Raw genomic sequence first — 13,586 nt, 5'->3', positions numbered from 1 at the left:
AAGATTTAATTAAAAACAAGCCTATAACAGGGTGTTTGGCGTGAAGCAGCCACAATTTAAGGCTGGATTGAGTGCTGAGGTTTAGACGCTTTTATTTAGATTGAGTATTCGTGCTGATCCGCAAGCTTGCTGAACTTTAAAGTTTTTTAAAATGAATAAAGTTAATGCTATGATGGATTGGAATCGTAGCGGAGCGATGTTTCAGGTGCAAATTTCACATAAAACTTTTCGGAACATTGGATTAATTGGCCGTCCAGATAAATCATCAGTGGTTGAAACGTTAAGCCTTATTCATGATCATTTATTAAATTTAGGCCTGCATCCAGTTTTTGATACAGAAACAGCCCAATTGGTTCCTTATGAAAATACCCAAACGGTCAGCCGTAATTTACTGGGTGAAGTGGTCGATTTGGTCATTGTTGTCGGTGGTGATGGCTCTTTGCTGCATGCCGCGCGCGCGTTGGTAAAGCACAATACTCCCGTGGTGGGTGTAAACCGCGGGCGTTTAGGTTTTTTAACCGATATTAAGCCGACTGAAGTTATTTTTAAGTTAGACCAAGTGCTCAAAGGCGAATTTCAGCTTGATCGGCGTTTTTTGCTTGAAATGGAAATTCGTTCTAAAGGGCAAAGTATTTATGAAGCGATTGCTTTAAACGACATTGTTTTACACTCGGGTCGCTCGGTACATATGATTGACTTCGATTTACATATTGATAGCCAGTATGTCTATCGTCAGCACAGCGATGGTTTAATTGTCTCTACACCGACGGGTTCAACTGCATATGCGCTATCGGGGGGTGGGCCTATTGTTCATCCTAGTATGGATGCGATCTCTTTAGTCCCGATGCATCCGCATACCTTGTCATCACGTCCGATTGTGGTTGGTGGGCAAAGTGAAATTAAGATTATGATTCGCGAGAATCGCGTGTTGCCGATGGTCAGTGCCGACGGTCAGCACAGCGTGTCATTGAGTGTGGGTGACAGTCTACACATTCGTAAACATCCCTTTAAGTTGAACTTACTGCATCCACCGGGTTATGACTTTTATATGGCATGTCGTACCAAACTTGGTTGGAATCAAGATTTCGACTCTTTACAACAACAGGATTAAATGATGAATATTGAACAAATGCTAACCATGCTCGATCCTGAGATTGTGTCGCGTTTAAAGACTGCTGTGGAAATTGGTAAATGGCCCAATGGTGTGGCATTGACTAAAGAGCAGCGTCAAATTTGCATGCAGGCGGTTATTGCATGGGAAGCGCAAAACTTACCTGAAACAGAGCGCAGTGGTTATATTGATAAAGGGCATAAAGAAGAGGGCGATGAGTGCGACTCGCATGTACCTGAGCCTGAATTTAAACCGATTCGTTTTGTATAAATAGCATGGCTTTGCGGGTTAGAGTTTAAATTTTAACCCTCGCGATTAATCAGTGTTGGTTTTTTAAAATAGGACGATATGCATATCGTCCTATTTTTTTAACATAAGTACGCTATGGCGCTATTCACTTAGTTTTATCCAGCTAAAAATTGAATTACTTTTTTAACTGAACACAGCCCATCTTTATCTTAGATTTAAGCCAGGAAGACGCCGTAGAGTTTTATGCTTATTTTGGCGATTGAAGGACTTTACGACTTTGCCAAAGTACTTGCGCTTTTAACATGGCTTCTTCAAAACTCGCGCAAACGCCCATGGTATATAATGCAATACCCATGGTTTCGATCACCGCTATTTCGCCATATTCATGCGACTGTTGACCTTGCCAAACGGCTTTAAAGGTTGCTAAATCCAACTGTTCTTCACTTGCGCTGCGGTTTTCCGTCAGTTTTGGTAACTCATGTTCATAGAGTTGCCCATTTTTAATGCCACAAATGAGGGTTTTTGCATCAGGATTGCGCTCAAACTCACCGCCTTCGCCTTTAATCACCACACTATTTTGATAGCCTAATTTAAACGCCGCATGTTGATGTGAAGTGCGATATGCCGGATGAAAAATTGCTTGTAAGGTGGCTTTGGCATTAAACGGATTGATTAAGCGCGCCAAGGTATGAATGGGTGAACGTAAACCCATGACATTTCGTAAATCGATTAAATCACTTAAAATGGGGGACATGGCTGCCAAAGGCAAATAGGCAAAATTCTGCTGTTGTAACTGTTGTTCAACCGCTTGATCCGTGTGACAAATCGGATATCCCAAATATTCTAAAACCTGTTCGGTATAGATTCGATTCACGGTATGACCCGATGCGCCGTGCATCACAATTCTATAGCCATTTTCTGCCAACGTAAGCGCGGCCAATAAAAACCAAGGATAGTGTTTACGCTTACCAGCATAGGATGACCAGTCTAAATCGACCGCTAACGCTTGAAAATTCAGTTGATCGCGCGTGGCTTGTACAAAACCTGCCAATTCATCCACCGATTCTTCTTTCACACGCAGCAGCATTAAAAATGCACCCAACTGTACATCTAATACCTCACCTTTTAAAATCATGCTAAATGCTTGATACGCTTCATCAAAGCTAAGTGAGCGCGAACTATTCTTGCCTTTGCCGAGTATCCGAACAAACTGTGCAAAAGGATGTTCAGTATTTTTATAGATATTACGTTTGGTATTCATAAGCTGACTAACTACATTTGTTTTAAAAAAGAGTGAGATAAAGAATTCTGGAAAATGAGAAAAATACTTTAAGCATAATTGAAATAAAAATATCACGTTTTAGTTTAGACCAATGTCTAATACGAAATAGGCGGATATTTGTTCGGTCTCACCAATCAAGCATAACAAAGCTTCAAAAATTAGGTAAAATTTAATCGATGTTAGACTTTAGTGTCATTTAAATCTCCCGATCTAATGATTTTGACTGTGAGAATGGTCAGATTCGCGTGATTTTTAATCGTATTAATAAAAGATATTTATTGTTCAGTATTGAATGAATTCAATATTTTGGCGCTCTTTTGCTTGGCAAAAGAGGTTTGGGCTGTTTATTTTCTGAAAATAGACAAAATCTGAATATTTCTTATAAAGAAATATATCGTGAAGTGATGTCATGGCTAAAAAACCAATTTATAAGTCACTGTATTTTCAAGTGATCGTTGCCATTATTGCCGGTATTCTGGTTGGTTATTTTTCACCAAGTGGAACCCAAATCATTAATGGGGCAGAACAATATGTACCGGGCTTAGGCGAACAGCTGAAACCGTTAGGTGATGCTTTTATTCGTTTGATTAAAATGATCATCGCACCTGTGATTTTTTGTACCGTGGTGAGTGGTATTGCGGGTATGGAAAGTATGAAGTCGGTGGGTAAAACCGGCGGTATTGCTTTGCTTTATTTTGAAATTGTTTCAACCCTTGCCTTATTGATTGGTTTGTTGGTCATCAATATTGCAAAACCCGGGGTAGGGATGAATATTGATCCTGCATCTTTGGATATTTCTGGTATTTCTAAATATGTAGAATCAGGTCAATCGCAGTCAACCGTTGATTTCTTGATGAACATCATTCCTAACACGGTGGTGGGTGCATTTGCTGAAGGTGAAATTTTACAAGTTTTAGTGTTTGCGATTTTATTCGGTTTTGCACTGCATAAACTGGGTGATGCCGGTAAACCGGTACTGAAATTTATCGATCAAGTGTCGCATGTGTTCTTCAATATCGTGAATATGATTATGAAGTTAGCACCGATTGGTGCATTTGGTGCGATGGCCTTTACCATTGGTAAATATGGTATTAGTAGCTTGGCGCAATTGGCACAATTAATTTTGTGTTTCTATGCCACCTGTTTGTTGTTTATCTTTATTGTTTTGGGCAGTATCAGCCGATTCTGTGGTTTTAGTATCTTAAAAATCATTCGTATGATTCGTGAAGAATTATTGATTGTGTTGGGTACTTCATCTTCTGAATCCGTCTTGCCGCGCATGTTGAAAAAACTTGAAATTGCAGGCTGTGAAAAATCGGTGGTGGGTTTGGTGATTCCAACCGGTTATTCCTTTAATCTTGATGGTACCTCGATTTATTTAACCATGGCGGCAATCTTTATTGCCCAAGCGACCAATACGCAATTAGATATTGAACATCAAATTACCCTGTTGGTGGTGTTGCTGATTTCATCTAAAGGCGCAGCAGGTGTAACGGGTTCAGGCTTTATTGTGATGGCAGCGACGTTGTCGGCAGTGGGACATATTCCTGTAGCTGGTTTGGCTTTAATCTTAGGTATTGACCGTTTCATGTCAGAAGCACGTGCTTTGACCAACTTGGTTGGTAACTCATTGGCCACCATTGTGGTGGCAAAATGGGTGGGTCAATTAGATGTTCAACAGCTGAATTATGCTTTAGATCATCCAGAAGAGGTGGATGCCAAAATGTTGGAAGAAAGCAAAATTTAATCAGGTTAACCCATCAATAGATTAAAAAGGAAGCTACGGCTTCCTTTTTTTGTGTCTGTAGCGTACGCAAATATGCAGCATTTAGCACATGACAGCCGATGCGAAAGTGCATAGGATAAAGCGAATAACGATAATACTTAATACAAGGACAGCATATGTTGGCTTATGATGCAGATTTAGAACTTTTCCGTGACAACTTTAAGCGCTTTATGCAGCAGCATGTCGCTCCGCATTATGAACAATGGGAACGTGATGGCATTATGCCGCGTTCGCTGTGGAATGCTTTGGGCGAAAATGGCTTTTTATGCGTTGATCTACCGGAGCAGTATGGCGGTTATGACGTTCCAGTAGATTACTCCTTAATGTTGGTGGAAGAATCTGCCCGTGCAGGCTTTAGTGCACTATCGACCGGAATTTCTTGTCACTCTGAAATTGCTGCACCTTATATTTTAAATATCGGTACGGAGGCACAAAAACAATATTGGCTGCCTAAAATGGCCGCCGGTGAAGTGGTCGGTGCCATTGGCATGACCGAGCCGGGTGCAGGCTCTGATTTACAAGCCATGCGAACCAATGCAATTTTGCAAGATGATCATTACCTGTTAAATGGCTCTAAAACCTTTATTTCAAATGGTCAGCATGCTGATTTGGTGATTCTGGCGGTTAAAACAGATCCGCAAGCACGTGCCAAAGGTGTGTCGTTAATGCTATTAGATACGCATTTAGACGGTTTTAAAAAGGGCACCAATTTAAGTAAAATTGGCCTACATTCTCAAGATACCTCTGAATTATTCTTTGACAATATTCAAGTGCCTAAAGATCAATTATTGGGTCAAGCAGGGCAAGGATTTGCTTATTTAATGCAAGAGTTGCCGCGAGAACGTACTGCCATTGCCGCAACTGCTTTGGGTGCAATACGCGGTTGTATTGATATCACCATTGCCTATGTGAAAGAGCGTCAAGCCTTTGGTCAACCTATTAGCCAATTTCAAAATACTCGTTTTGTCTTGGCGCAGGCAAAAATAGATGAACAAGCCACGGCTGCTTTTTATCAGCACAATGTCGAGCTATATAAACAAGCCAAGCTGGATGTAGAAACAGCAGCTGCATTAAAAAGCTTTAGTACTGATATGCAAATGAAAGTTGCGGATAACCTTTTACAATTGTTTGGCGGCTACGGCTATATGAGTGAATATCCGATTTCTCGTTTCTTTGTTGATGCACGTATTCAACAAATTTACGGTGGAACCAATGAAATTATGAAAGAGATTGTGGCGCGTGGCCTTTTAGGTCGCTAATTTTTAAGTTAGGGCACAAATAAAAAGAGCCATTTGGCTCTTTTTATTGTTTCAAGACTTGTAAACTCTCATGAATAAACACCGCTAAATCTGCGTAGCTGCGTGAGGAGATATACAGATTATTGTCATTGACTACGCCTACATTGTAATACACCGCACCGGCATCAACCAATTGTTTAGATAGGGTATGAATGGTGGTCATTAAGCGGCCTTGCACCACTTTTGCAGCAATTAACAATTGCGGGCCATGACAGATACTCATAATGGGTTTTTCAGCTTGGGCAAAATGCCGGACAAAATGTACAAATCGCGCATCTTCAGATAAGTATTGCGCTGAATTTCCTCCGGGGATTAATAGGGCATCAAAATCATCAATCCCGACATCATCAATACTGTGGTCAATGGTTACGGCTGCTTTGCGCTGTTGACCATAAATAATATTGCCAGCGCTTTTCTCAATATTTGAAATACTATGCCGCGCTGCACGAAAGGCTTGAACTGGCTCTGAATATTGCAGCTCTTCAAAATCATGCGTGACTAAAACTGCGATTCTTTTTGGCATTCTTCTGCTTCTGAACGATGGGATTAAAACGACTATAAATTAAACAATTCTGTTGTGTTTAAGAATTTGGTAAACAGGTATGACAAAATAAAAAAGCCTCAAAGCATAGGCCTTGAAGCTAAGTTTTATCAATTTAAGTGATTGAATTTAAGCTGGTAATTTATCTTGCTCCATTTGGCGTAATTCTGTGCGTAGAATTTTTCCGACCGTTGACTTGGGCAGCTCAGTTAAAATCTCAATCGATTTTGGAATTTTATAAGCGGTCAGATTATCCTTACAGTGCTTTAAAATGTCCGCGATTAAAAGATGCGGATTATGAGAGGTAATAAAGGCTTTCACTGACTCACCGGTATAGGGGTCGGGAACACCAATGACTGCTGCTTCAAAGACATCGAGATGTTCAACCAAAATGGCTTCAATTTCATTGGGATAAACATTAAAGCCAGAGACAATCACCATGTCTTTTTTACGATCTAAGATATAACAAAAACCATCTTCGTCCACTTTGGCAATATCGCCGGTATGTAACCAGCCCTCAATAAAAGTTTCTGCGGTTTCTGTGGGACGGTTTAAATAACCCAAGACAATTTGCGGGCCTTTAATGCACAACTCGCCCGCTTCACCCAACGGCACCTCCTGACCATGGGTATCAATAATTTTAATATCCGAGCCGGGCAGTGGAAAACCAACCGAGCCTTGACGAATATGTTGAATTGGCGGGTGTAACAAAGCAGCACAACTGGTTTCAGTCATCCCAAAGCCTTCAATAATGCTGCCGACTTTGGCTTTCCAGTTTTCTGCGGTGGTTGGACGTAAGGCGGTGCCGCCTGACAGTGCGCAAGTGAGTTGAGGTGGGTTTTCAATAAACCAATCTTCTTCCAATAGACCGGCATATAAGGTATCGACACCGGTTAACCACGTGACATTAAATTGCTCAAATGCTGGTTTTAGATTGCTGATTGGACGCGGTGAAGGAATAAGTAAATTGTGTGAGCCACCTTCAAAAAACATTAGGAAATTAACGCTAAAGGCAAAAATATGGTACAGCGGAATCGCCGTTAAAATGCAATCGTGCTGATTAAATTCAGACCGATGTGCACGTAAATAGTCACCCGTAATTTTAATCAAAGAAGCTAGATTTTGATGGCTGATAATTGCGCCTTTACTGCGTCCTGTGGTTCCACCGGTATATTGGTACAGTGCAATGTCATGCGCTATGGGTTTGTAAGTTTCTAAAGTTGCACCCAAAGCCAAGGCAGCGCTAAAGCTAGAGTGCTCAATTTTTAAATGCAGGGAACGACCTTGCGCTTCGGCATCGGCTTGCATTTTTTGTGCAATCATCGCGGCATAGGGTTCAGCAAAAAAATCACTTAAACTGGCACTGACAACAGGTAACGCTTGTAAATGAGGATGATGTTGAATGACCTGTTCAAAAGTATGAATAAATAAATCAGATACGATTAACGCTTTGGTTGCGCTATCGGTCAGTTGGTATTCCAGTTCACGCGCGGTATACAGCGGATTAATGTTGGTTATAATTAATCCGACTTTCCAGCAGGCAAAAACTGCAATGGGATAATGTAACGAATTCGGCATTTGTAAACCGACCACATCGCCTTGTTGTAGTTTTAAGTGCTGCTGTAAGTAATTGGCCAGTGCGTTTGATTGCTCATCAATTTCTTGAAAGCTTAAACTTTTAGTTAAACCGTTGGGTAACACCACACTAAAGGCCGCAGCCTGAGGAAAATGCATATGCTGTGGCTGTAGCAATTGGGCTAAATTAGCATGAACCTGCTCCGGATGAAGTTGATAGCCTTGTAATGCTTGAGGTAAATGTTGTTGCCATGGGCGCTGTGCGTAAAGACTCATTGAATATCCTTAAATTGATCTTTTAACTTTATTTTTATGTCAGTCCTGACATCTCGCTTTCAACATCAAGCAAATGTACTGGCTGCACAATGATTAAATCTACCAATCCATCTTTGAAAACAAGATGCGTGTTTTATCGAAAAAAGCTACGTTAAAGTGTGATTTTATTTACAACTCTTTAAGTCTCTGGTGAATGAATTAACGTTTGGCTGACTGAATCCAGACCAAGTGCATAGCCATTGCCGTACTCATGCGTGGTTAAAATAGTGCCTAGAGTGGCAAAAGGTGATTAATGTTCACAATGGGCGTAAAAAGCACGGCGTATAAATATGCCGATTAAATCAACTGTATGTTTTTAAGGCTGAATCAATCAAAGTCTTATTGCGCAACATTTAAAAGCTGACTATTGTTATACTGTTTGCATAATGTTTTTCAAGGGCGACATAACAATGATCAACGACGATCAAAACACTCAGACTTCTCTTGACCTTGCTCAAATTCGTGAAGATATCGATTCTGTAGATCAGCAGATTCAACAACTTATCAACCGACGAGCAAAACTGGCGGAAGCTGTTGCAAAAGCAAAATTTGCATCTGAAGAGAATCCAATGTTTTATCGTCCGGAACGTGAAGCGCAAGTTTTACGCAATGTTATGCAGCGTAATGAAGGGCCATTGTCCGATGTGACCATGGCGCGTTTGTTCCGCGAAATTATGTCGGCCTGTTTAGCGCTTGAAGCGCCGCAAAGTATTGCCTTTTTAGGGCCAGTGGGCACCTATACCCATTCCGCCGTGCTGAAACATTTTGGTCAAGATGCTATTGTGCGCCCACTTCCGACCATTGATGAAGTATTCCGTGAAGTTGAAGCAGGCAGCGCCCATTATGGTTTGGTGCCGGTTGAAAACTCATCTGAAGGGGTGGTGAATCACACCTTAGATTGTTTTAAATCATCCAATTTAAATGTGATTGGTGAAGTCGAGCTGCGTATTCATCATCAATTTTTGGTCTCATCGAATACGCGTAAAGACAGCATTAAACAAATTTATGCACATCAACAAACCTTGGCGCAGTGCCGTGGCTGGTTAGATGCACATTATCCGGGCGTTGAACGTGTGGCTTTAAGTTCAAATGCAGAAGCCGCACGACGGATTCGCAGTGAGTGGCACTCTGCCGCGATTGCCTCTGATGTGGCCGCCAGTATTTATGAATTAGAAATTTTCCACAGTAATATTGAAGACAATCCAGAAAACACCACGCGTTTCTTGGTGATTGGCCGTGAAAAAATTCCACAAAGCGGCAATGATAAAACCTCATTGTTAATCTCTGCACATGACCGCGCTGGTGCATTGCTGGAAATTTTAGTGCCTTTTGCCAAACATAATATCAGTCTGACCAGTATTGAAACGCGTCCGGCACTGCCAGAAAAATGGGCCTACGTGTTCTTCATTGATTTAGAAGGTCATGTCGATCAAGAAAATGTCAAAGCTGCGATTGAGGAAATTCGTCCCTTGGTCAAAGAAGTGCGTGTCTTGGGTTCTTATCCAATTGCCGTGTTATAAATGCTTTGATTTGGCAGTCAGTTTTATCTGGTAATTGACTGCTTTTATGATTTGAAATTACGGCAAGTCTATGCCATTTAACACCTCAATACGCTAGAGGAAAAAGCCGAAGTTATGTTTCAGCCACTGTTTGAAAAAGTTGTATTTATTGGCTTTGGGCTGATTGGCTCAAGTTTGGCGCGCGTCATGATTGCTGAAAATTTAGCCCAGCACATTGTAGCCTCCACGCGTTCTCAAAAAACACTGGATGATGCACAAGCCTTGGGACTGATTCAGCAGGGATTTATTAATCCGGTCGATGCAGTGCAAGGCGCGGATTTGGTGGTTTTGGCTTTACCGGTGCAGGCCACCGAAAAAGTGTTGGCAACGATTCGACCTTATTTGTCTGCTAACGTGATTATTACCGATGTCGGCAGTACCAAAGCCAATGTGGTGGCGGCGGCCAAAGCGGTCTATGGGGAAGATTTACCCGCAGGTTTTGTGCCCGGCCATCCGATTGCAGGTGCTGAACATACCGGTGTACATGCCGGTCATGTAAATTTATTTGCCCATCACAAAGTAATTTTGACTCCATTGCCAAGCAGTGCGGATTGGGCGGTGAATAAACTCACTCAAATGTGGCAAGCGGCCAAAGCTGAAGTGATTTGTATGGATGTACAAAAGCACGATGAAGTGCTGGCGCATACCAGTCATCTTCCGCATTTGCTGGCTTTTAATTTGGTTGAGCAATTGGCCAATCAAGAAGATAATTTAGATATTTTTCGTTATGCCGCCGGTGGCTTTCGTGACTTTTCGCGTATAGCGGCCAGTGATCCGCATATGTGGCACGATATTTTTTTTGCCAATAAAAAAGCCATTTTAACCGCAGTCGATGGCTTTGAAAAACAGCTCGCGACTTTGCGTCAATTGATTGAAGATGAAAACTCGACCGCATTAATGGAGGTGTTGGAACATGCACAAGCTGCACGACAACACTTTAACCATATGTTGGCTCAAAAAACCTTGATGGAGAACAATAACGTGACACAACAATTTACCATTTTGCCTGGCTCTAAAACTTTCCAAGGTAAATTTACTGTGCCAGGTGACAAATCTGTGTCACATCGCTCCATCATGTTCGGTGCGATTGCCGAAGGAACCACACGAGTAACCGGTTTTCTAGAAGGTGAAGATGCGCTTGCCACCTTACAAGCCTTTCGTGATATGGGCGTGCATATTGAAGGGCCTGAAAATGGTGAAGTCACCATTCATGGTGTGGGTGTGCACGGTTTAAAAGCACCGCAACATGCCTTGTATATGGGTAATTCCGGCACCTCGATGCGTCTGCTTGCCGGTATGTTGTGCGCGCAGAAATTTGACTCTGTCATGACCGGTGATCCCTCACTGTCTAAACGTCCGATGGAGCGTATTGCTCAACCGCTACGTGAGATGGGCGCACACATCCAAAGTACCGGTGAACGCGGTACACCGCCAATTTCAATTGTCGGCAGTCAAAACTTACACGGGATTCATTACGATTTACCGATGGCTTCTGCACAAGTGAAATCGGGTATTTTATTGGCTGGATTATGGGCCAAGGGTGAAACTTCTGTGACTGAGCCTGAGCCGACACGTGATCATAGTGAACGTATGCTGCGTGCTTTTGGTTATGAGGTGAAGACCGAAGGTAATCGTATTTCACTACAAGGCGGTGGAAAATTACTGGCCACCAATATTCAAGTGCCCTCAGATATTTCCTCTGCCGCATTCTTTATGGTGGGTGCTGCAATTACTGAAGGCTCAGATATCACATTAGAAGCGGTCGGTATTAATCCGACACGTACCGGTGTGATTGAAATTTTAAAACAAATGGGTGCAGATTTAAGCATTGAAAATGAACGCATTGCCGGCGGTGAGCCAATTGCTGATATTCGTATTAAAGGTACACGGACTTTAAAAGGCATTCATATGCCTGAAGACCAAGTGCCATTGGCGATTGATGAGTTTCCCGCACTGTTTATTGCTGCGGCTTGTGCAGAAGGTCAGACTGTTCTGACCGGTGCCGCTGAGCTACGCGTGAAAGAATCTGACCGCATTCAAGTGATGGCGGATGGCTTAAAAACCATGGGTATTGAATGTACGCCTACAGACGACGGTATTATTATTCAAGGTAAAGGGAAAGCAGGCGAGTGGTCAGATATTTTTACTGGCGGTGAAGTTGAATCACACCATGACCACCGCATTGCCATGAGTTTCAGTATGGCGGGTTTACGTACTTCGGGTGAAATTAAGATTGTGGGTACAGAAACAGTCGCCACCAGTTTCCCTACGTTTACTGCATTGGCCAATCAAGCCGGTTTGGCGATTCAAGTCAGTGAGTAATTAGTCTAATTTACTGAAATCTGCTCAACAACAGCCAAGCTTTTGCTTGGCTGTTTGGTTTTTATTGCTTATTCTAAAGCCATACAACAAGAATGCTTTGGAATGCGCAGATGAGAACATTACAATTTACCGCGAACTGTGAAAAACATAATCATGTTTCATCACCAGCCAATGACTGCCATGTCACACAAGAATATGTGGCAGATATTTTGTCTAAAGCGTTGGGGCAATATGGTTTTCAGACCCTGTCACAAAGTGGCGATCAGGTGGCGGTGAGTGTAGACAATCAATCCTTACCGCTATCTATTACCTGTCATAGTCATGATGCAGAAGGGCATTTGGTCTGTGAGATCACCTCATATCCCGACGAAGATCAGGACTGGTTAGACCGAATCACCGAACAAAGTCTATTGAATCAATTGGCGCAAGCGGTTGAAAATACCCTTAAAGAAGATGAATCTTTTAGTGAATTTAAATGGCAAGGCTAACGAAAATTTTTGGTTCAATCTCGGCAGCTTCATCTAAAACTGGATTGATACACGCTACATCATTTTAACTGGCTGAGATGATGGCATTACTGTGGTCAGTATTGGTTAGATAAAAATGAAGTCATATCGGATTCGTGCTTAACTTTATAGTGCTTATTTTTTATCTGTACCAATCAATAAAAGTAGACATTGGAAATAAAATAACGCTGCTGTTATAGTTTGATGAATTACTCTTTAATCAGGTTGTCCATGCTCGCCTTAATTTCTCCTGCAAAAACGCTAGATTATGAAACTGCATTACCGGCCGACGTGCATACTTTGCCGCGATTACTTACACATTCCCAGCAACTGATTGACATTAGCCGTCAATTGTCCGCAACACAGATTGCGGATTTAATGAAAGTAAGTGAAAAAATTGCACAGTTAAATGTGGCGCGCTTTAAGGATTGGCAACCTGAATTTAATTTCTCTAACGCACGTCAGGCTGTGTTTGCCTTTAAAGGTGATGTTTATACTGGTTTAGATGCTTATGCACTCAATGACTCACAAATTGAGTATGCGCAGCAGCATCTGCGTATGTTGTCCGGCTTATATGGGCTGTTGCGGCCCTTAGATTTAATGATGCCGTACCGTTTAGAGATGGGGACAAAATTGCATAATGCGCGTGGGCATAATTTATATCAATTTTGGGGTCATCATATTACGGACTTAATTAATCAAGATTTAGCCAACGCTGAATCTGAGTTATTACTCAATTTGGCCTCTGATGAATATTATAAATCGGTCAATGTGGCTGAGATTCGCGCCGAAATTATTAAACCGGTTTTTTTAGATCAGAAAAATGGCAAATATAAAGTGATTAGTTTTTATGCCAAAAAAGCGCGGGGCTTAATGGCGCGTTATATGATTGAAAATCAGCTCCAGCGGATTGAAGATTTAAAATCCTTTAATCTGAATGGCTATTATTTTGACTCCGGCAGTTCAATACACGGTGAGTTGGTGTTTAAACGTGATGAGCAAGCCGCTTAGATTTGTGCGCTATTGAGTTTGCGTTAATATA

The 13,586-nt window shown here is 41.8% G+C and carries 11 protein-coding genes; 8 read left to right on the top strand and 3 right to left on the bottom strand.

Going from position 1 to position 13,586, the window contains the following annotated elements:
* The first annotated feature begins 169 nt into the window (after positions 1 to 169).
* Both SE27_RS09540 and SE27_RS09535 read left to right on the top strand, forming a co-directional pair.
* A complete protein-coding gene (locus tag SE27_RS09540) occupies positions 170 to 1,111 on the top strand; it encodes an NAD(+) kinase (protein WP_039623942.1) in 942 nt (313 codons plus the stop codon).
* 3 nt (positions 1,112 to 1,114) lie between these two features.
* Positions 1,115 to 1,381 (top strand): YeaC family protein, encoded by a 267-nt coding sequence (locus SE27_RS09535; RefSeq protein WP_039622882.1) that lies wholly within the window; start codon positions 1,115 to 1,117, stop codon positions 1,379 to 1,381.
* A gap of 226 nt (positions 1,382 to 1,607) precedes the next feature.
* Here the strand turns inward: SE27_RS09535 and SE27_RS09530 are convergent, their stop codons facing one another.
* Complete coding sequence (locus tag SE27_RS09530; protein WP_039622881.1) at positions 1,608 to 2,621, bottom strand: glycosyl transferase family protein; 1,014 nt, start codon at positions 2,619 to 2,621, stop codon at positions 1,608 to 1,610.
* 430 nt (positions 2,622 to 3,051) lie between these two features.
* Here SE27_RS09530 and SE27_RS09525 point away from each other — a divergent pair, with 430 nt between their 5' ends.
* Both SE27_RS09525 and SE27_RS09520 read left to right on the top strand, forming a co-directional pair.
* Entirely contained in the window at positions 3,052 to 4,389 is a 1,338-nt protein-coding gene (locus SE27_RS09525) for a dicarboxylate/amino acid:cation symporter (RefSeq protein WP_039622879.1), read from the top strand.
* 155 nt (positions 4,390 to 4,544) lie between these two features.
* Positions 4,545 to 5,687, top strand: coding sequence for an acyl-CoA dehydrogenase family protein (locus tag SE27_RS09520; protein WP_039622877.1), 1,143 nt, complete (start codon positions 4,545 to 4,547; stop codon positions 5,685 to 5,687).
* A gap of 43 nt (positions 5,688 to 5,730) precedes the next feature.
* Here the strand turns inward: SE27_RS09520 and SE27_RS09515 are convergent, their stop codons facing one another.
* Both SE27_RS09515 and SE27_RS09510 read right to left on the bottom strand, forming a co-directional pair.
* Complete coding sequence (locus SE27_RS09515; RefSeq protein ID WP_039622875.1) at positions 5,731 to 6,249, bottom strand: DJ-1/PfpI/YhbO family deglycase/protease; 519 nt, start codon at positions 6,247 to 6,249, stop codon at positions 5,731 to 5,733.
* Positions 6,250 to 6,396: 147 nt separating this feature from the next.
* Positions 6,397 to 8,118: a long-chain-fatty-acid--CoA ligase gene (locus SE27_RS09510; protein WP_039622872.1), complete on the bottom strand. Its 1,722-nt coding sequence runs from the start codon at positions 8,116 to 8,118 to the stop codon at positions 6,397 to 6,399.
* A 449-nt stretch (positions 8,119 to 8,567) separates the two neighbouring features.
* Between SE27_RS09510 and pheA the strand changes: the two genes are divergently transcribed.
* The 4 genes from pheA to yaaA all read left to right on the top strand — a co-directional run bounded on the left by pheA (position 8,568) and on the right by yaaA (position 13,555).
* Positions 8,568 to 9,677, top strand: coding sequence for a prephenate dehydratase (pheA, locus tag SE27_RS09505; RefSeq protein ID WP_039622871.1), 1,110 nt, complete (start codon positions 8,568 to 8,570; stop codon positions 9,675 to 9,677).
* 114 nt (positions 9,678 to 9,791) lie between these two features.
* On the top strand, positions 9,792 to 12,038 hold the full coding sequence (locus SE27_RS09500; RefSeq protein WP_039622869.1) for a bifunctional prephenate dehydrogenase/3-phosphoshikimate 1-carboxyvinyltransferase: 2,247 nt from the start codon (positions 9,792 to 9,794) through the stop codon (positions 12,036 to 12,038).
* A 110-nt stretch (positions 12,039 to 12,148) separates the two neighbouring features.
* Positions 12,149 to 12,526: a hypothetical protein gene (locus tag SE27_RS09495; RefSeq protein WP_039622867.1), complete on the top strand. Its 378-nt coding sequence runs from the start codon at positions 12,149 to 12,151 to the stop codon at positions 12,524 to 12,526.
* 249 nt (positions 12,527 to 12,775) lie between these two features.
* Positions 12,776 to 13,555: a peroxide stress protein YaaA gene (gene yaaA / locus SE27_RS09490; RefSeq protein WP_039622864.1), complete on the top strand. Its 780-nt coding sequence runs from the start codon at positions 12,776 to 12,778 to the stop codon at positions 13,553 to 13,555.
* Positions 13,556 to 13,586 lie beyond the last annotated feature (31 nt).

It is taken from the genome of Acinetobacter harbinensis (assembly GCF_000816495.1).
GTDB lineage: Bacteria > Pseudomonadota > Gammaproteobacteria > Pseudomonadales > Moraxellaceae > Acinetobacter > Acinetobacter harbinensis.
Note: the sequence above shows the minus strand (reverse complement) of the source record. Positions and strands in the feature narration are given on the sequence as shown.